The sequence below is a fragment of the Flavobacterium faecale genome, assembly GCF_048320115.1.
Classification (GTDB): Bacteria; Bacteroidota; Bacteroidia; order Flavobacteriales; family Flavobacteriaceae; genus Flavobacterium; species Flavobacterium faecale_A.
Genome location: NZ_CP182943.1, coordinates 1755156 through 1773713 on the forward strand (window position 1 = coordinate 1755156; position 18558 = coordinate 1773713).

The 18558-nt window shown below is 34.0% G+C and carries 20 protein-coding genes; 18 read left to right on the forward strand and 2 right to left on the reverse strand.

The features are described 5' to 3' along the window. Positions 1-79: 79 nt before the first annotated feature. The 3 genes from gcvH (at position 80) to ACNH59_RS07355 (ending at position 3056) form a co-directional block, all read left to right on the forward strand. Positions 80-460 carry a glycine cleavage system protein GcvH gene (gene gcvH, locus ACNH59_RS07345; protein WP_418264765.1) on the forward strand — a complete coding sequence of 127 codons (381 nt, stop codon included), beginning with the start codon at positions 80-82 and terminating at the stop codon, positions 458-460. Then, complete coding sequence (locus ACNH59_RS07350) at positions 453-839, forward strand: VanZ family protein (protein WP_418264766.1); 387 nt, start codon at positions 453-455, stop codon at positions 837-839. Before gcvH ends, ACNH59_RS07350 begins: the two co-directional genes overlap by 8 nt. Positions 840-950: 111 nt before the next feature. Beyond that, entirely contained in the window at positions 951-3056 is a 2106-nt protein-coding gene (locus tag ACNH59_RS07355; protein ID WP_418264767.1) for a gliding motility protein RemB, read from the forward strand. A gap of 1145 nt (positions 3057-4201) precedes the next feature. Here ACNH59_RS07355 and ACNH59_RS07360 read toward each other — a convergent pair. Further along, on the reverse strand, positions 4202-4660 hold the full coding sequence (locus tag ACNH59_RS07360) for a transposase (RefSeq protein ID WP_418264768.1): 459 nt from the start codon (positions 4658-4660) through the stop codon (positions 4202-4204). A 140-nt stretch (positions 4661-4800) separates the two neighbouring features. On the opposite strand from ACNH59_RS07360, the gene ACNH59_RS07365 reads away from it, so the two are divergent. The 12 genes from ACNH59_RS07365 (at position 4801) to ACNH59_RS07420 (ending at position 13148) form a co-directional block, all read left to right on the forward strand. Continuing rightward, a complete protein-coding gene (locus tag ACNH59_RS07365; protein WP_418264769.1) occupies positions 4801-5355 on the forward strand; it encodes a transposase in 555 nt (184 codons plus the stop codon). 482 nt (positions 5356-5837) lie between these two features. Further along, entirely contained in the window at positions 5838-6392 is a 555-nt protein-coding gene (locus ACNH59_RS07370) for a transposase (RefSeq protein ID WP_418264770.1), read from the forward strand. A gap of 114 nt (positions 6393-6506) precedes the next feature. Beyond that, positions 6507-6809: an antibiotic biosynthesis monooxygenase family protein gene (locus tag ACNH59_RS07375; protein ID WP_418264771.1), complete on the forward strand. Its 303-nt coding sequence runs from the start codon at positions 6507-6509 to the stop codon at positions 6807-6809. A gap of 249 nt (positions 6810-7058) precedes the next feature. Further along, a complete protein-coding gene (locus ACNH59_RS07380; RefSeq protein ID WP_418264772.1) occupies positions 7059-7550 on the forward strand; it encodes a flavodoxin family protein in 492 nt (163 codons plus the stop codon). Between the two features lie 485 nt (positions 7551-8035). Next, the gene (cyoE, locus tag ACNH59_RS07385; RefSeq protein WP_418264883.1) at positions 8036-8938 is read left to right on the forward strand and encodes a heme o synthase; all 903 of its coding nucleotides are present in this window, start codon (positions 8036-8038) and stop codon (positions 8936-8938) included. Positions 8939-8940: 2 nt separating this feature from the next. Continuing rightward, the gene (locus ACNH59_RS07390) at positions 8941-9528 is read left to right on the forward strand and encodes a cytochrome c oxidase subunit 3 (protein ID WP_418264773.1); all 588 of its coding nucleotides are present in this window, start codon (positions 8941-8943) and stop codon (positions 9526-9528) included. Between the two features lie 42 nt (positions 9529-9570). Next, positions 9571-10554, forward strand: coding sequence for a cytochrome c oxidase subunit 3 (locus ACNH59_RS07395; protein ID WP_418264774.1), 984 nt, complete (start codon positions 9571-9573; stop codon positions 10552-10554). A 19-nt stretch (positions 10555-10573) separates the two neighbouring features. Next, positions 10574-10924, forward strand: coding sequence for a cytochrome C oxidase subunit IV family protein (locus ACNH59_RS07400; protein ID WP_418264775.1), 351 nt, complete (start codon positions 10574-10576; stop codon positions 10922-10924). Positions 10925-11008: 84 nt separating this feature from the next. Next, positions 11009-11656, forward strand: coding sequence for a hypothetical protein (locus ACNH59_RS07405; RefSeq protein ID WP_418264776.1), 648 nt, complete (start codon positions 11009-11011; stop codon positions 11654-11656). 4 nt (positions 11657-11660) lie between these two features. Further along, complete coding sequence (locus ACNH59_RS07410) at positions 11661-12347, forward strand: SCO family protein (protein ID WP_418264777.1); 687 nt, start codon at positions 11661-11663, stop codon at positions 12345-12347. A 5-nt stretch (positions 12348-12352) separates the two neighbouring features. Beyond that, positions 12353-12895: a DUF420 domain-containing protein gene (locus tag ACNH59_RS07415; protein WP_418264778.1), complete on the forward strand. Its 543-nt coding sequence runs from the start codon at positions 12353-12355 to the stop codon at positions 12893-12895. Next, complete coding sequence (locus tag ACNH59_RS07420) at positions 12885-13148, forward strand: hypothetical protein (RefSeq protein ID WP_418264779.1); 264 nt, start codon at positions 12885-12887, stop codon at positions 13146-13148. Before ACNH59_RS07415 ends, ACNH59_RS07420 begins: the two co-directional genes overlap by 11 nt. A gap of 3 nt (positions 13149-13151) precedes the next feature. On the opposite strand, the gene ACNH59_RS07425 is transcribed toward ACNH59_RS07420, so the two are convergent. Beyond that, complete coding sequence (locus ACNH59_RS07425) at positions 13152-14549, reverse strand: DUF4403 family protein (RefSeq protein ID WP_418264780.1); 1398 nt, start codon at positions 14547-14549, stop codon at positions 13152-13154. 635 nt (positions 14550-15184) lie between these two features. On the opposite strand from ACNH59_RS07425, the gene ACNH59_RS07430 reads away from it, so the two are divergent. The 3 genes from ACNH59_RS07430 to tsaB are packed head-to-tail and all read left to right on the forward strand — an operon-like array spanning position 15185 to position 18556. After that, positions 15185-16558, forward strand: coding sequence for a TolC family protein (locus tag ACNH59_RS07430; RefSeq protein WP_418264781.1), 1374 nt, complete (start codon positions 15185-15187; stop codon positions 16556-16558). A 2-nt stretch (positions 16559-16560) separates the two neighbouring features. Then, positions 16561-17847, forward strand: a complete 1287-nt coding sequence (locus ACNH59_RS07435) for an efflux RND transporter periplasmic adaptor subunit (RefSeq protein WP_418264782.1) — start codon at positions 16561-16563, stop codon at positions 17845-17847. Positions 17848-17887: 40 nt separating this feature from the next. Further along, positions 17888-18556, forward strand: a complete 669-nt coding sequence (gene tsaB, locus ACNH59_RS07440; protein ID WP_418264783.1) for a tRNA (adenosine(37)-N6)-threonylcarbamoyltransferase complex dimerization subunit type 1 TsaB — start codon at positions 17888-17890, stop codon at positions 18554-18556. The last annotated feature ends 2 nt before the right edge of the window (positions 18557-18558 follow it).

Here is an 18558-nt window from a genome sequence, read left to right on the forward strand (position 1 = left end):
TTATAACTATTAGAAATTGTATAGAAGATTGTTACATTTGCAAAATAAAATTCAATTATCAATTATCAATTAATTTAAAATGAGCATACCATCAAATTTAAAGTATACTAAAGATCACGAATGGATTAGTTTAGAAGGAGATATAGCAACTGTTGGGATTACGCATTTTGCACAAAAAGAACTAGGGGATATCGTTTATGTCGAAGTAGAAACTTTAGATCAAGTTCTTGAAAAAGACGAAGTATTTGGTACTGTTGAAGCAGTAAAAACCGTTTCTGATTTATTTCTTCCTTTAGCTGGAGAAGTAATTGCTTTTAATGAATCATTGGAAGATACACCTGAAGCTGTAAATTCAGATCCTTATGGAGCTGGATGGATGATTAAAGTAAAAGTATCTGATGTCTCAGGTTATGATACTTTACTTTCTGATGCTGACTATAAAGCGTTAATCGGTGCTTAAGAAATTATTATTGTTTGCGGCTATTTCTTGGACTTCTATTGTACTTGTGTTATGTTTGATAAGACTAGATGGAGCGCCACAAATTGATGTCGTGAATATTGATAAATATGTACACAGCATTTTTCATTTTGTCTTTACGATGCTTTGGTATTTATATTTAAGATTGCAATTTAAAAATGAGAATAGATATAAACCATTTATAGTTTCATTTGCGTTTTCAATATTGTTTGGAATCCTGATAGAGATACTGCAACAATGTTGTACAGCAAGTCGCTCAGGAGATGTGCTAGATGTTCTAGCAAATCTGTTAGGAGCATCTATGGCAATTGGATTGTTTTATGTGTTAGATAGTTTTAAGATTTTGAAAAAAATAAGATAATAAAATCCCACCTTGGTGGGATTTTTATTTTATATGTTTGTAGGAATCCTTAGATTTGATTTCGCTGTCGTACATCAAATCAATAATGTTCTAATAATGAATGCAATAATTATGAAAAAAGTTTTTTTTACAGCTACACTTCTATTGATAGCAATTGTAGTGGTGTCTCAAAATCCAACTGCTGATTTTCAAGAACGTTTTCCTGTGTTTGACGCCTGCCAAGATGCAGACAATACAAGGTTAGAGAATTGTTTTTATACAGAAGTACAAGAGTTCTTGTTTCAGAATTTTATAGTGCCTGCTAATTTAGTTTCTAATAATTTTCAAGGTACAGTTGAGGTACTTTTTGAGGTGGATGTGCAGGGAGAATTTAAAGTAATTTATGTCAATGCTATAAATCAGGACCTAATTAAAGAGGTTAAACGGGTTTTTAGTAAGTTTCCAAAAATCCAACCAGCTACCTACAATGGGAAAGCTACTTACTCTAAGTATACTATATCTATCTCAATTCCTTTAAGAAAAGAAAAAATTGCTGAAACTAAGGTGGTAGCAAAATCTGGTTTTCATTCCACTATGGAAAAGGAAGAGACAGAGTTGGATCGTATGGTATATCAAAAGTACGCGAATCCAGAATATGAAAGTCATTTGAATATTCCGTTTTCACATAGTTATTATGCGCATTTTGATGGTGCGATGAATCAGGTAGGGAGCAACAGTCATACTGGATCGAAACCGTACACTTATGCAGAGGTTGCTAAATATTACAATCTACAAGAAGCCAATGAAAAGTTGCAGAAAAAAGCTTCGGGTTGGTGGGCAAGAAAGCTGTGGAACGAAAACATGGTTGCTATTCAAGGCGAAGATTATTGGTTTAATGTAAACCCAATTTTGGATTTACAATTAGGAAAAGATAGTAAAAGTGATGCCTCGTATACATACGTGAATACACGAGCGATTAACTTTAGAGGAGGTCTAGGCAGTCAATTGAATTTTACTACCACCATTTTTGAAAGTCAAGGACGATTTTCGGATTATTTCAATCGCTATGCCGAATCGATGAAACCTGCAGGTGGTAATCCAGCTATTATTCCAGGGGTGGGTATTTCCAAGGATTTTAAAACAGATTCCTATGATTTCCCAATGGCAGAAGCTAATTTGACTTTTACCCCCAATAAATTTATCGATTTGCAATTGGGTTATGGTCGCAATTTTATAGGTGACGGCTATCGTTCTTTGTTGGAGACTGATGGAGCGAGTCCTTATCCGTATTTTAAAATCAATACGAATTTTTGGAAAATAAAATATACCAATACTTATATGTGGCTCAAAGATGTGCGTCCTGAGGTGACTATCGAGCGTACCTATGCCACTAAATTCATGGCGAATCACTATTTGAGTTGGAATGTATCGAACCGATTGAATCTAGGCTTTTTCGAATCGGTGATTTGGACTAATACGAATGATCGCGGATTTGATGCGAGTTTTGTGAATCCAATTGTGTTTTATCGCTCGGTAGAGTTTGCTTCTTCGGCAAGAACAGGAAATGCTTTGTTAGGAATGACAGCCAAGTACAAATGGAACAACAGCATTAATTTGTATGGACAATTTCTGTTAGACGAGTTTGCTTTAGGAGACATCAAAGAGGGGAATAACAGTTGGCGAAATAAATATGGATACCAATTAGGAGCCAAATATTATAATGCGTTCAAGATTGATAATTTGTTGTTGCAATTAGAGTACAATCATGTGCGTCCTTATGTGTATTCGCATAGTGACCCTATTACGAATTACGGACACAACAATCAAAATATTGGTCATCAATGGGGCGGGAATTTTGGAGAGTTTATTGCAATCGCTCGTTATCACAAAGAACGTTATTTTGCTGATGCCAAGTTTACCATGGGTAAGCGTGGATTTGATTTTGCTACTACAGGAGCCAATTCAAACTATGGAGGAAATATTTATAGAGATTACGATTTAGAGCGGTTTGCTAATTCAGGGGTCAAAGTAGGGCAGGGAAACAAAACTTCTGTTTTTATTGCTGACCTACAAGCGGGTTATTTGGTGAATCCTGCCACCAACTTAAAGTTGTTTGCTAGTTATATTTTCAGAGATTTCAACCCTACACAAAATACGGCAACAGTATTCAAAGAAACCACCAATTGGTTTAGTATAGGATTACGTGCTGATGTGTTCAATTGGTATTTTGATTATTAGAAGATAGAATTTATAGGTTATGAAATTAAGGAGCAGGATGAGTCGTTATCTCAATAACGTTTCGTCCTGCTCTTCGCTTTATCTCTTGTATTGGCTATCGCCATACAAGAGGATGCCGCTGCGATCAGGGCTAAAAATCACGTTTTAATTTCATAATATCGTTTAGCGAAATATCTTACAAATACTGTTTTATTGTGCTTCGTTGTAAGAAAAAAAGAATATATTTGAAATTATAAATAATACGCAATTATAAATACAAAAAATTGCGCATAACATGCCATTTTAGAATAAAACTAGTATAGTTTATGCGCCTATAAAATAGTTATGCGGGAGTTGTGCCGAAATTACGCAGAAGAAATCAATCAGAAGACAAACATTTGTTTCCGCAAGAAGTTTACAAAGCAGAAGCGTGACAGTTGGAACTTGCCAGCGGAAACTTGAAAAGCGGAAACTTGAAAAGTGGAAACTAATAACAAATATAAACTAAAAAAAATGCACATAATTTTAATTATTTTACCACTATTATTTCAAATTATTTTTGGCAGAAAAGCTATTGGAGGCGATATTAAATTGAGCTTTGGATCGGTAGCTTAATTAGTTTTTTAGGTCAAATCATATTGACAATTTCTGCTTTTAAGCTAATTGTATATTATCTTGAAAAGAATAATAATGCTTGTGGAATGCCATTAGTTGGACTTGTAATGTTGTCGTTACTTTTTTCAGTAATCTTATTTATAACAATGCTTGTTCAAGACCGTATTAGAAAGTCATATGAAGATGATAAAATTGAAGATTATAGAAATGAAGAAGATGAATTTTAAGAATATGAAATTCATTGAAAAAAAAACAATTAGAACTAACATCAATAAGTTGGAATTTGCCAACAGAAGCGTGAAAAATTTGCGGTTTAATTGCAATTTCGATAAAACAACCCCTGCATAACAGCCGTTTGTCGTGATTGGGGTTTTAGTGGAATTATCGGTTTTATTCATATATTCGTTTAGCAGAAAATACTCTGCTTCGAAATCCCCAACCACGACAAGCGTCAGAACGTCAGGCTGTGAAAAAACCTCGATTTTTCACAAAACTTCACAAATTTTACGATACTACAACTCCAATAAAGCCTTTTTGAGAAGGCTCTTTTTTTAGGCTGCAAATTTCAGTTGATAAAAATTGGAGGCTGTATTTAACTTTAAATAAGCCGTTTTTAGTAAAAACAAGGTTTTTGCCTTGTAAGGTGACTTCCAGTTCTTGATTTTATCAATCAAATCGGGAACGCTAAGAATATTTATCGTGCGTTTGATGTTATAGACAAGCATAATTAGACTATGTTCGCCATTTACTTTTTCCAGTCCCGTTAAATTGGTGTGGTTATACCCCCATTGTCTCTTAATAGTCCCGAAGATATGCTCGTTAATCTCCTGCCTAGTTCGGTACAGTTGTGGGTTTTCTTGATAACGTTGGTTGTTTTCTTCTACGACATCGGCATATTCGCTTCGGTCTATTTCCCGTCCTCCCGCTCTACTGGTACAAAGGTGTTTTACGGGACAATCCTTGCAGGCTGGTGTTCGGTATTTCTTAAATAGGTAACCACTTTGCCCCAACTGGCGCTCGTTTATCCTCACAACTGGTGCTCGTCTGCGACGAGTACCTACTTAAAATTGGAAAAAGAAATCGTAGCGTTTGCAACGCGGTTAGCTAAAATAATAGTGAATTAAGAATAGTTGTAGTTTTTAAAAAAGCAATGTCAGAGAAATACAAAGTTATTGATAGTACCGTACCTACTTTTGTTACAATAACTATTGTAGATTGGGTTGATTTATTGGTTCGTCCTGTTTATTGTAATATCATAGATGATTCCTTGAACTATTGTATTAAGGAGAAAGGTTTAAGTGTACATGCTTATGTGTATATGTCGAGTCATATCCACTTGATTGTATCCGCTTTTGATGGTGAATTGCAGAATGTTATTCGTGATTTTAAAAAATTCACATCCAAAAAATTAATAGATGCTATTCAAGAATATCCTGAAAGCAGACGGGAATGGCTTTTGCGTAAATTTAGTTTTGAAGCTCAAAAATCAGGAAGAGCTAAAAATTATAAAGTATGGCAGGATGGATTTCATCCCGTTATTTTAGATACTTTAGAAAAAATAGAGCAACGGGTAAATTATATTCATTATAATCCCGTAGATGCTGAAATAGTTTTTCATGAAAGAGATTATGTGAATAGTAGTTATAGGAATTATGAAGAAGATAACAAGGTGTTTTGTAATGTATATGTCGAGCCTTTGTGGTGATGTGCTAAGGAGTCGCGTTGCAAACGCTTTGATTTGTTTTCATAATTAAAGTAGGTACTCGTCGCAGACGAGCCCAGGGGGGTGTAATGTAAATGTAGAACCTTTGTGGTGATGTGCTAAGGAGTCGCGTTGCAAACGCTTTGATTCGTTTTCATAATTAAAGTAGGTACTCGTCGCAGACGAGCACCAGAGAGGAGGGGAAATCTGAAACAATTTCGTAATGAGAGAGTTCAAAAAATACTTAAAGATAATAACAATGTCATTTGTTGTGTGCACATTATCGAGTTGTGACAAATTTGGCCGAGCTCGTATTTTCAATAAATCAAATGAGAACATACCCAACTGGCGCTCGTTTATCCTCACAACTGGTGCTCGTCTGCGACGAGTACCTACTTAAAATTGGAAAAAGAAATCGTAGCGTTTGCAACGCGGTTAGCTAAAATAATAGTGAATTAAGAATAGTTGTAGTTTTTAAAAAAGCAATGTCAGAGAAATACAAAGTTATTGATAGTACCGTACCTACTTTTGTTACAATAACTATTGTAGATTGGGTTGATTTATTGGTTCGTCCTGTTTATTGTAATATCATAGATGATTCCTTGAACTATTGTATTAAGGAGAAAGGTTTAAGTGTACATGCTTATGTGTATATGTCGAGTCATATCCACTTGATTGTATCCGCTTTTGATGGTGAATTGCAGAATGTTATTCGTGATTTTAAAAAATTCACATCCAAAAAATTAATAGATGCTATTCAAGAATATCCTGAAAGCAGACGGGAATGGCTTTTGCGTAAATTTAGTTTTGAAGCTCAAAAATCAGGAAGAGCTAAAAATTATAAAGTATGGCAGGATGGATTTCATCCCGTTATTTTAGATACTTTAGAAAAAATAGAGCAACGGGTAAATTATATTCATTATAATCCCGTAGATGCTGAAATAGTTTTTCATGAAAGAGATTATGTGAATAGCAGTTATAGGAATTATGAGGAAGATAACAAGGTGTTTTGTAATGTAAATGTAGAACCTTTGTGGTGATGTGCTAATGAGTCGCGTTGCAAACGCTTTGATTCGTTTTCATAATTAAAGTAGGTACTCGTCGCAGACGAGCACCAGAGAGAAAACAAAATGACAATCAATAATTGAAAAAATATGATTTTAGAAGTAGCAATATTAAATGTAAAAAGTGGACAAGAAAAACAATTTGAAATCGACTTTGCAACTGCTGGACAATTTATCAGTTCTATTAAAGGTTATTCGAAACACTCGTTACGTAAATGTTTGGAGCAAACTAATAAATATATTCTACTTGTGGATTGGGAAAATTTGGAAGACCATACTATTGGGTTTAGACAATCAGCAGAATATTTGGAATGGAAAAAGATTTTGCATCATTATTACGAACCGTTTCCGACAGTTGAACATTACGAACTAATAATTGAAAAACGAAAATAAAAACAACAATTAATAGCCATTTTGATATTGCTTGAATTTAATGTAATTAAAGTTTCGCCAATTGAAGTGTGTACTAGCGTGACGCTCGCACAAGCCGAAAGGATGTATTAATGAGTCGCATTGCAAAAGCTTTGATTCGTTTTCATAATTAAAGTATATACTTGTCGCAGACGAGTGCCAGAGGGGCTTTGTATGGTTTTGTCATTTATATAAAGTAGTTGTAGCACATTTGAAAAACTGAAATCTTGTATGGAAAAAGTAATAATAGTTGGTAGTTCGAGAAACGATGGAGATGCTGCAAACCTAACAAAGCAACTGATTGAAAAATCGAAATGGGATTTGGTAAATTTAAATGATTATGAATTTAGCTATTTTGATTACGAACACAATAATCGGAACGATGATTATCTGATTTTAATGGAAGAAATTGTGGGAAAATACGAAACGCTAATTTTTGTAACACCAGTTTATTGGTACTCAATGAGCGGAATAATGAAAGTATTTTTTGACCGATTTACAGACTTATTAACTATAGAGAAAGAGCTTGGACGAAAATTGCGTGGAAAAAAAATGGCTGTAATGAGTTGCTCAATCGGAGAAAACCTTGGAGAGAATTTTTGGCTTCCATTTTCGGAAACAGCAAAATACTTGGGAATGGAATATATTGGAAACTCACATTTAATAACAGGTCAAAACAACGAAATGAAAATTATTGAATTTATAAAACAGATTGAAAAATGAAAACCCAGGCTCGCGCTAGAAAGGATGTGTTAATGAGTCGCGTTGCAAACGCTTTGATTCGTTTTCATAATTAAAGTAGATACTCGTCACAGACGAGCACCAGAGAGGGGGTAGAAACAACGTTGATTTTAGAAATAATAAATATTGAAAAAATGCACATAATTCTAATTATAGTACCACTATTATTTCAAATTATTTCTCGACTGGCGCTCGTTTGACCTCATAACTGGTGCTCGTCTGCGACGAGTACCTACTTAAAATTGGAAAACAAATCGTAGCGTTTGCAACGCGGTTAATGTAAAAATAAACGTCATTAATAAAACAAATTTATTATCGCAGATTACTTTTCTCTGTTGTTTTAATCATTCCTTTCGTCTAGTTTTTTTGATTTTTATTAAAAACCATTTTTTATGAATTGTTTTTTGCCAAATCCCTTTTGTTAAGTTACTTTTGCACCAGTTTTATAAAACTTAATGAAAACGGCATTGAATACGGCTACAAATACATTTTCCCTTAAAACGGTTTTTACGGATTTTAAAGAAATCACTAAAGCAGGATTAGCTATTAGTGTTTTGTTTTCGTCGATTGCGGGCTACCTATTGGGATTCAGTGATTCGTATCCTTTTCAGTGGTCGGTTTTGATTATGCTTTGTATCGGTGGGTATTGTATGGTTGGAGCTTCCAATGCTTACAATCAGGTGATTGAGAAAGACCTGGATGTTTTGATGGATCGTACTAAGAACCGTCCCGTGCCATCAGGAAGAATGTCATCGCGAACGGCTTTGGTGGTAGCTACTTTGTTAACATTAGTAGGCTTGACCTTGTTGTATATGATAAACCCTAAGACGGCAATGTTTGGGGCGATTTCAATTTTTTTATATACTAGTGTTTATACGCCTTTAAAAACCGTAACTTCGTTATCTGTGTTTGTAGGTGCTTTTCCAGGAGCGATTCCGTTTATGCTTGGATGGGTAGCAGCTACAGGAGATTTTGGGATTGAAGCGGGGACTTTGTTCTTGATTCAGTTTTTTTGGCAATTTCCGCATTTTTGGGCTATCGGTTGGTTTTTGTATGAAGACTATGAAAAAGCAGGTATTTTTATGCTGCCTACAGGTAAAAAAGATAAAGGGACGGCTTTGCAAGTTATTTTATATACCGTTTGGTTGTTGATAGCTTCCTTATTGCCTGCATTAGGGTATACAGGTCAGCTGTATATTGGTTTGTTTGCTACAATTGTTGTTCTTTTATTAGGGCTTTGGATGCTGTATTTTGCAGTTCGATTGTATAAGTTGAGAACTGCTAAAGCGGCTAGGACATTGATGCTGGTTAGTGTGTCTTACATTTCGTTGTTGCAATTAGTGTATATATTAGATAAATTTTTAAGATAGTTATGGAAATGACAATGACAAGAGATGAACATCAGTCAAGAACAGCACGTTCGCAAAAAATGATTTTGTTATTTGCCATTATTAGTATGGTAATGATGTTTGCGGGGCTTACTAGTGCTTTTATTGTGAGTAAGTCTAGAGTAGATTGGTTGAAGGATTTTGCTTTTCCATCTGCTTTTTTTGGGAGTACTGCGGTGATTGTGGCGTGTAGTGTGGCGATTCATTTGGCTAAAAAAGCCATTCAAAAAGATAATCGCCAACAAACAACGGTGTTTTTATTGGCTACATTGGTCTTAGGATTATTGTTTGTGGCTTTGCAATTTGCAGGATTTTCACAACTTATAGAAATGGGCTATTATCCTACAGGGGCTTCTAGTGTTATTACAACTACTTTTTTATATGTGATAGCTGTTGTGCACTTGTTACACCTTGCGGGTGGTGTAATTTCATTATTAATTGTAATTTATAATCATTTTAAACAAAAGTACAATTCAACTCAAACTCTTGGAATAGAACTAGCTGCGATGTATTGGCATTTTCTGGATTTATTGTGGGTGTGTTTATTTGTATTTTTATATTTCTTTAAATAAGAAAAAAACGTAAATTTGGGAACTTTTTAACGAATAACTTTTATGGAAGCGACAGTTACTACTGCAAATAGTCAAGAGAAAACTTGGGGAGGCGGCGCAAACGAGCCAATGGGAGCCAGTTATGGTAAATTAATGATGTGGTTTTTTATCCTATCAGATGCTTTAACGTTCTCTGGTTTTTTAGGAGCCTACGGTTTTTCTAGGTTTAAATTTATTGAAACTTGGCCATTGGCCGATGAGGTGTTTACACACTTTCCATTTATGCATGGAGTATCTGCTCCTATGTATTATGTGGCATTAATGACTTTTATTTTGATTTTTTCTTCTGTAACAATGGTATTAGCTGTTGATGCAGGGCACCAAATGAAGAAAAATAAAGTTATTCTTTATATGTTTTTAACCATTATTGGTGGTTTGATATTCGTGGGCTCTCAAGCTTGGGAGTGGAAAAACTTTATCAAAGGAGAATATGGTGCGATTGAAACACATGGTGGTAGTTTGTTGCAATTTGTTGATAAGGACGGAAAACGTGTTGCTTTAGCTGATTTTGCTGTAACACTTCCTGAAGAGAGAGAGCAATTAAAACGTAATAAGGCTACTTGGTTTATGAGTGAAGGAAGTCTTCCTTCGTATTCAGTAGCTGAAGTGCAAGCTGGTTTTAAAGCGCATCCAGATGTATTGATAAGAACAGAGGTTATCAACCCACAAACAAAACAAAAAACAATTCTTTCAAGAGCCGAGTCTGAAGCTCGTTTAGCTCAGGCAAGTTATGTTGTAGAAGGTGCTAATTTAATTAGAAATGAATACGGAAATAAATTGTTTGCTGATTTCTTCTTCTTTATAACTGGTTTTCACGGATTCCACGTTTTCTCAGGAGTTGTAATAAATATTATTATTTTCTTCAATGTTCTTATAGGGACTTATGAAAAGCGTAAGAGCTATGAAATGGTAGAGAAAGTTGGTTTGTACTGGCACTTTGTAGATTTAGTTTGGGTATTTGTATTTACAGTTTTCTATCTAGTTTAATTTTTTTAAAAATATTATTATGTCACACGCACATGAATCTAATACAGGGAAAATCTGGAAAGTTTTCGGGATTTTATCTGTTGTAACCATTATAGAAGTAATTTTAGGAATTGTAAAACCAGATGGTTTGTATTTTACTCACTTCTTAGGGTTGAATTTATTGAACTGGATTTTCTACATCTTGACTGTGTTTAAAGCGTACTACATTGTATGGTCGTTTATGCATATGGAAGGAGAGACTTCTTGGTTGAGAAACTCAGTGGTAATTCCATTAATTTTCTTAGTATTGTATTTACTTTTTATCCTTTTAACTGAAGGAGATTATATTTATGGGGTTTTTAAGGATTCTACAATTAAGTGGAATTTTTAACACTATATTAATTCAAACTAAAGGTATTCGTTTTTCGGATACCTTTTTTTTTGCGTACTTTTGTCCTTTTAAAATTTAGACTTAATGAAGAAAAATGCAGTTCTTTTCATTCTTTTTATTTTACCAATAGTTGCTTATCTTTTTTTTGCCTCTGGTGTTAATAGTTTTACTAAGTTACCCGTCGTAAGTCAAGGTGTTCCTGAATTTGGTGATTGGCAATCTTTGAATGGTGAAAAAGTGAAACTTGAAAATAAGATTACTATTTTAGGTTTTGGTGGTTCTGAAATTTTAAAAAATCGAGGAAATCTTTTTAACCTTAATGAAAAAATTTACCAACGTTACCATACTTTTGAAGATTTACAATTTGTAATGATTTGTCCTTTGGGTACTGAAAATGATGTAAAAAAAATCATGGATGCCTTGGATGAATTTACAGATGTTTCCCAATGGAAATTCTTGTTTACTTCTCCTGATATTATTAGCAAATATTATAGTCAATTGGGGTTGCAAGGTAATTTAGATAAGTATGCAGGTACACCCAATGTATATATAGTGGATAAAGCTAGAAACATTAGAGGTCGTAAGGATTCTGATGAATATAAAGAAGGATACAATACCTTTCATCCTGCAGATTTAAGTAATGAGATGCTTGATGATTTTAAGGTGATATTGTACGAATATCGTGCAGCACTCAAAAAGAATAACAATGCTTCAAAGCAACTTTTAAAATAGTAATATGTTTAAAAATAAATCTTATATAGGAATTTCATTCATAGTGCTGATTTTTGGTATTTATGCTGTTCCTAAAATTGTCGAACGTTTGCAAACTGGCGGAGTGGTTAAAGGCGGACGCTTAGATAAAGTGACAACTACAGCTAATGCTGATGAAAAATTGGTTGCGATTGGTCCAGCTCCTGAGTTTAAATTAACCAATCAGCATGATGTTTCTATTAGCAATGATAGTTATAAAGGGAAAGTATATGTATTGGAGTTTTTCTTTACTACCTGTCCTTCAATTTGCCCAAAGATGAATCAAAACATGTTGGTTTTGGAACAAAAGTTTTTTGGAAACCCTAATTTTGGTATCGCTTCGATTACTATTGATCCAGGTCAAGATACAGCTGAAGTGTTGAAGAACCATGCTGAATTACTAGGTGTAAAATCTTCTAATTGGCATTTTTTGACTGGAGACAAAGCAGAAATTATGAGTTTAGCCAATAAAGGCTTCAATCTTTATGCTGCCCAAAATAAAAATGTAGCAGGTGGATTTGAACATTCGGGACTCTTTGCTTTGATTGATAAAAACGGAATGATTCGTTCGCGTAAAGATGAATTTGGAAACCCAATTTTATACTACGATGGATTAGATAAGAATGGTATTATGGATTTACAACAAGATATTAATATATTATTACGAGAGTAAGTAAGATGAAAGAGCAAAATTTAGAACAAAAATACAATAAATGGATTGTTTTACTATCGGTAGCAATACCATTAGTAGTGGCTTTATTGTTTGGTGTTAATTTGAGAAAATTGGGTTTTGATGTGAAACCACTTTCTTTTTTGCCTCCAATCTATGCAACCATAAATGGCATTACAGCTGTTGTGCTTATAGCAGCTGTGATGGCGATAAAAAACGGCAGGGTAAAGTTGCATGAAAATTTGATGAAAACGGCTATAGGGTGCTCTATAGCATTCTTAGGAATGTATGTTGCCTATCACATGACCTCTGATTCGACAAAATTTGGTGGCGAAGGATTAATTCAATATGTGTATTATTTTATTTTGATTACACATATAATTTTATCCATAGCGATTATTCCTTTGGTGTTGATCACCTATGTAAGAGCCTTAGCTCAGGTTTTTGATAAACATAAAAAAATTGCTAAAATCACTTTTCCTATTTGGTTGTATGTTGCCATCACGGGCGTGATTGTGTATTTAATGATTGCTCCTTATTATGTTTACTAAAGTAAAAAGTCAGAGGTCAGAAGTTAGAACTGAAAAAGGTATAGTGAAAATTTTATTTTCTATTTTCTGTTTTCTGTTTTCTGTCGGTATTAATGCGCAATGTGCTATGTGTAGAGCTTCGCTGGGAGGTGATGCTAACAAAGCGCAGGCAGAGGCTGTAAATGATGGTATTGTCTATTTGATGGTTATCCCTTATTTATTGGTTGCTGGTATTGGTTACGCAATCTATAAAATGCGTAAAACTAAAAAGTAAATTTTATTTCAGTCCGTCAATGTTGATGTCGATCTTTCCTGTTATTTGTAAATTGGCTAGTACCGCATTGTTTGTCAACTGTATTTTTTGAAACTGGATGTCATCTATTTTTCCATTTACATAAACACCTGGCATTGGTGAATAATGAGTTAAATAATTCATTATTGTTTTTTTACCTTCATCTAAGTTCGGTTTTATGGAATAGCGACAATTTTCTTCAATTTTTTTCAAAACGATTCCTTGTGCTAACCAGTTGGCTGTTCGCATCAGTTTGCTTTTGGTGTCTAAAACGTAGTCTAAGTTGTCAAAGTAAATTTCTTTTTTAGGTTCGTCATATTTTGGAAAACCTATTAAATAAATTGTGCCGTTTACAGAGCCCAGTAGGTCGAGGGCGATGACCATTTTGCCATTTTTATGCCATAAGTTTACATTTTGAACTTTTATTTTTCTATTTCCAGTACCAAATTCCTGTCCTTGAAAATTCTTTGTCATAATCTTTGAAGCATCATTGTAACTAGAAACCGCAACGATGTTGGTGGTAATTTGGTTTGGTATTCTGGAGACAGGTTTGAGGGCGATTTTTGAAGCATTAAAAATAGATTCAGGTTTTCTTCCAATCAGTGTTTCCATTGTGCATTTTAGCCCCATGTCTACTTGAACAGATTCTTTTTTGAATTTTAAATCGCTAGTGTATAATTCAATGGGATTGATTCTTAGCCAACTTTCGTAGGATTCATTTATTTGAAACGGACTGCTTATTTTTTCTAAAGCTTCTAAAACATTGGGTTTAAAGTCGGTTGACTTTTCTATTGCTTCATCAATTTTGCTTTCAATTTTAGATTTAAATAGTTTTAGGGTAGGATTGATTAGATAGGTAATAGGCATGTTGCGCCCCATAACAGTCATAGTAGGGGATTCATTCCAATCTAATGATTTAATTTCTGTTTTGGTTTTAAACTTCCAGTTGTGTAAAGCAAAGTTGCTGGATAATGTGAGGATTCCATTTAAGTTGAATTCACGAATATCATACATTTCAATCCCTAATTTTTTAGTTCCAATTCTATATTTTATTTGTGTTTTTAAAGGTAGAATTGTAATTATTTTATTGTTCTCAGTTCGAACTTTTATAGGGCCTAGTTTCCATATTTTCATTTCGATGTCGTCGTCTTCAATAGTGTTGTCCTCATAGATTAATCCCGTTAGAATAGAGTTGGTTTTGTTTTCAATATCATGGATGTTGATTGTAATTGGAAGATTGATAAACGAGGGAGTAGCTTCATATACAATAGGTGTTGCGTCATCAGCTTCAGGTTTTAAAGCATTTATTTGTTGTAAGTTGCTACATGATGTAAGCGTTATTATTACAAGTGACACGAAATATAGTTTGATATTTTTGGACATGTTTACATTTTTTTAAGGACAAAAATACTCAAATATTGCTTCGGGAGGGTTTGGGTTTTTTAATATTTACGTTTAGTTTTTTCTTGATTTTTAAGCTGTTGTTTTTTTATTAGGGTATATTCTTATAGTTTGAAATCTGCTTGTGTTGATGGATTTTTGTAACATTTTGAACGTTATTTGTTTAAAATAAAAATATTGAACTAGTATCGTTACAGTTGGTCGGTAAATCTTGTTTCTTTATCGAGTTTAGTATATTTCTTTCAAAATACTATTTGTGTATAAGTATATGAATCTTAACCTTTGCACTGTTTTTCTAGCTGGGAAATTCTGTTTTATGAGGGTAATTTACTAAATTTAATGTCTCATCTTGTTGTTATCCAGCCTTTGTGCTTTTAGTGTTTGAAAATATTTTAAAACCATTTTGAATTAGTAAGCATTATAAATGTCGGACGTTTTTATATAAATTGAAGATGTTTTTTGGTTTTAACTTCCGTTTGTTTTTTCAAACGGAAGTTTTTTTTTAAAACAATGAAATTGGTAGGGATAAAAAAATGAATATTTGATGGATTCTCAATCTCTCCGTTATAAAATTGCTACATTTGTAAGCAAACCTTAGCTAGTTTTGTTTGAAACTCATGAGAAAATTAATTAGGATTATTACGGGAATTAGTATTATTCTCAGCCAATCGTTATATGCGCAGTCTAAATATTGGTCTTTAGAAGATTGTGTACAATATGCGATGGATAATAATATTTCGATTCAGTTGACGGAATTAGAGTCCAAATCAGCTGCTATTGATATTAAACAAGCTTTTGGTAATTTTCTGCCTTCAGTAAATGCTGCTGCCTCTCATTCATGGAACATAGGTTTAAATCAAGATATTACAACTGGAATTCTTCAAAATAAAACCACTCAATTTAGTTCCGGTAGCGCAACAGTAGGAATTGATATTTATAAAGGATTACAAAACCAAAATAGCCGTCGAAGAGCTAATTTATCGCTAGTTGCTGCTCAATATCAGTTGTTGAAAATGAAAGAAGATGTGGCTTTGAATGTAGCCAATGCTTATTTGCAAGTACTTTTTAATATTGAAAATTTAAAAGTTCAAAAAGAACAATTACGCATTGATGAAATGCAACACATTCGAACGGAAGAATTGGTAAAAACAGGAACGATTCCGCGTGGGGATTTATTGGATAGCAAAGCTACGGTGGCTTTGGACAATCAAAAAGTTGTAAATGCAGCCAATTTGCTATTGATTTCTAAATTAAGTTTGGCGCAACTTTTACAGTTGGAAGATTTTAAAAATTTTGAAATTGCTGAAGATAATAACCTGAGTTTGCAATCTAGTATCTTAATGGAAAATCCAGAGTCTATTTTGGATGTAGCCAAAGAGAAAAGAACAGAATTGAAAATAGCGCAAACTAATTTGGCTATGGCAGAGAAGAATATAAGTATTGCCAAAGGAAATTTGCAGCCCTCATTGAAAGGTTTTTACAATTTTAATACCCGAATTTCGTATGCTGATATTGCGCTCAGAGATTCCAATGGCGCTATTATAGGTGTGCAGTCAGCGCCCCCATTTGTGGATCAATTTAGTGATAATAAGGGGCAGTCTTTTGGAGCGCAATTAAATATTCCGATTTTTAACGGTTTTTCTGCTCGCAATGCTATTGAACGAGCCAAAGTTGATTATGAAAAATCCAAAATTGCATTAGAGCAACAAAATTTGGATTTGGAACGTAATGTATATACTGCTTTTACAGACGCTAACGGTGCTTTGAAGTCCTACGAATCTGCAGTAGAATCTTTGGAAGCCAGACAAGAATCTTTTCGTTATGCCAAAGAAAAGTTTGAAGTGGGTTTGATGAATTCTTTCGATTTGAGTCAGTCGCAAACATTGTTGTCAAATGCGCAGTCTGAGGTTTTGCGCACCAAATACGATTATATTTTTAAAATTAAAATATTGGAGTTTTATTTTGGAATTCCAATTGTCAAATACCAATAATCATGTCAAAGAAAAGATTGTACTATCTAATAATTATTGTAATTGTCGTTGTAGGAGTATTGGTTTTACTCGTTAAAAAGGGAGTGATCGGCAATCGTAATGATGGAAAAGAAGTAGAAGTTGCTACTGTAAGAATAAGTACTATTGTGGAGACGGTATCTGCTACAGGTAAAATTCAGCCCGAAATTGAAGTGAAAATTGCTTCGATGGTTTCGGGTGAAATCACTGCGCTTCCAGTAAAAGAGGGTCAATTAGTAAAAAAAGGAGATTTGTTGGTAAAAATTAATCCAGATTTATATACTTCAAGTTTGGACAGGGTTAAAGCTGGTTTGTCTAGTTCCAAGTCTAATTTAGCTCAAGCAGAAGCGCAATTTAAAGAGTCAAAGTTGAACTATGAAAGGAATAAAACCTTGTTTGACAAAGGTATTATTTCTAAAGCCGATTGGGATAAATCAGTTGCGACTTTTGAAGTAGCTAAAGCAACCAAGCAGTCTTCGTATTTTAATGTGCAAAGTGCGCTAGCTTCTGTGAATGAAGCTCAGGATAATTTAGAGCGTACGTTAATTTATGCACCTGCTGATGGCACAATATCTATGCTTAATGTAGAATTGGGTGAAAGAGTTTTAGGGACCCAACAGATGGCTGGGACTGAGATTTTGCGTGTGGCGAATTTGAATAATATGGAGGTGGAAGTTGATGTCAATGAAAATGATATTGTTAAAATAAAAGAAGGGGATATGGCAACTATAGAAGTAGATGCCTATTTGAAAAAACAGTTTAAAGGTGTGGTGACAAGTATTTCTAATTCGGCAAGCAATGATTTAACCGCAGATCAGGTTACGAATTTTAAAGTTAAGGTTCGGATTTTAAAAGAATCTTATCAAGATTTATTAGTTGGTAAACCGAGTACTTACTCTCCTTTTAGACCGGGAATGACGGCAACAGTTGATATTGTTACGAAAACAAAGCCCAATGTTCTGAATGTGCCAATTAGTTCGATAGTGGTTAAATCAGATACTGCCAGTACAAAAGATGTAAAGGAAGAAGCAGCGGTAAGTATGGATAATGTGGTGAAAAAAGATAAGAAATTTGAGTGTGTTTTTGTAAAAGTAGGAGAAAAGGCAAAGATAAAAATCGTAAGGACAGGTATTCAAGATGATTCAAATATTGAAGTTGTCAGTGGACTCTCTAAAGGAGATCTGGTGATTACAGGGCCTTACAATACGGTTTCTAAAGAGCTTAATTCAGGTGATAAAATTGTTTTGAAAAAAGAGAAAGCGGCTAAATAACTTTATATTTGCACGGCAATCTATTAAAATGCATGATTAAATGAGTTATATCTTAAATATTGAAACGGCTACCAAAAATTGTTCAGTGGCTATCGCCAAAGAAGGAATAACAATTGTTTGCCTTGAAGTGTCTGAAGAAGGCTATTCTCATGCTGAAAAATTACATGTGTTAATTGAGCAATCATTATCAGAATCAGGATTGTCATTTCAGGAATTGTCAGCTATTGCAGTTAGTCAAGGTCCTGGTTCTTATACAGGCTTGCGCATTGGCGTTTCGGCAGCAAAAGGCTTGTGTTATGCATTAAATATTCCGTTAATAGCTGTTGATACTTTAAAGTCACTAGCATCAGAAGTTAAGGTGGATAAGGGAATCATTATTCCAATGTTAGATGCTCGTAGGATGGAAGTCTATAGTGCCATTTTTTCGGCCGATTTACAACAGCTACGTGAAACACAAGCAGAGATCATCACTGAGGAATCTTATGCTGAGATTCAAGAGCCTGTATATTTTGTAGGTGACTGCGCTTTAAAATGCAAACCAGTTTTAAATAAGGCTAATTTTTCTTTTTTAGAAGCGTATTTCTACCCTTCGGCGAAAGGAATGGGTGCTTTGAGTTTTGAAAAATTTCAAAATAAAGATTTCGTTGATGTTGCTTATTTTGAACCGTTTTACTTGAAAGATTTTATGGTGACCACTGCCAAAAAATAAAT

Excerpts from the sequence above, each read along its gene's own strand:
- ACNH59_RS07355 (WP_418264767.1), top strand. The coding sequence starts at position 951 with ATGAAAAAAGTTTTTTTTACAGCTACACTTCTATTGATAGCAATTGTA.
- ACNH59_RS07435 (WP_418264782.1), top strand. The coding sequence starts at position 16,561 with ATGTCAAAGAAAAGATTGTACTATCTAATAATTATTGTAATTGTCGTT.
- ACNH59_RS07375 (WP_418264771.1), top strand. The coding sequence starts at position 6,507 with ATGATTTTAGAAGTAGCAATATTAAATGTAAAAAGTGGACAAGAAAAA.
- ACNH59_RS07370 (WP_418264770.1), top strand. The coding sequence starts at position 5,838 with ATGTCAGAGAAATACAAAGTTATTGATAGTACCGTACCTACTTTTGTT.
- ACNH59_RS07425 (WP_418264780.1), bottom strand. The coding sequence starts at position 14,549 with ATGTCCAAAAATATCAAACTATATTTCGTGTCACTTGTAATAATAACG.
- ACNH59_RS07380 (WP_418264772.1), top strand. The coding sequence starts at position 7,059 with ATGGAAAAAGTAATAATAGTTGGTAGTTCGAGAAACGATGGAGATGCT.
- ACNH59_RS07390 (WP_418264773.1), top strand. The coding sequence starts at position 8,941 with ATGGAAATGACAATGACAAGAGATGAACATCAGTCAAGAACAGCACGT.
- ACNH59_RS07405 (WP_418264776.1), top strand. The coding sequence starts at position 11,009 with ATGAAGAAAAATGCAGTTCTTTTCATTCTTTTTATTTTACCAATAGTT.
- ACNH59_RS07415 (WP_418264778.1), top strand. The coding sequence starts at position 12,353 with ATGAAAGAGCAAAATTTAGAACAAAAATACAATAAATGGATTGTTTTA.
- ACNH59_RS07430 (WP_418264781.1), top strand. The coding sequence starts at position 15,185 with ATGAGAAAATTAATTAGGATTATTACGGGAATTAGTATTATTCTCAGC.
- ACNH59_RS07410 (WP_418264777.1), top strand. The coding sequence starts at position 11,661 with ATGTTTAAAAATAAATCTTATATAGGAATTTCATTCATAGTGCTGATT.
- gcvH (WP_418264765.1), top strand. The coding sequence starts at position 80 with ATGAGCATACCATCAAATTTAAAGTATACTAAAGATCACGAATGGATT.
- ACNH59_RS07400 (WP_418264775.1), top strand. The coding sequence starts at position 10,574 with ATGTCACACGCACATGAATCTAATACAGGGAAAATCTGGAAAGTTTTC.
- ACNH59_RS07365 (WP_418264769.1), top strand. The coding sequence starts at position 4,801 with ATGTCAGAGAAATACAAAGTTATTGATAGTACCGTACCTACTTTTGTT.
- ACNH59_RS07420 (WP_418264779.1), top strand. The coding sequence starts at position 12,885 with ATGTTTACTAAAGTAAAAAGTCAGAGGTCAGAAGTTAGAACTGAAAAA.
- tsaB (WP_418264783.1), top strand. The coding sequence starts at position 17,888 with ATGAGTTATATCTTAAATATTGAAACGGCTACCAAAAATTGTTCAGTG.
- ACNH59_RS07395 (WP_418264774.1), top strand. The coding sequence starts at position 9,571 with ATGGAAGCGACAGTTACTACTGCAAATAGTCAAGAGAAAACTTGGGGA.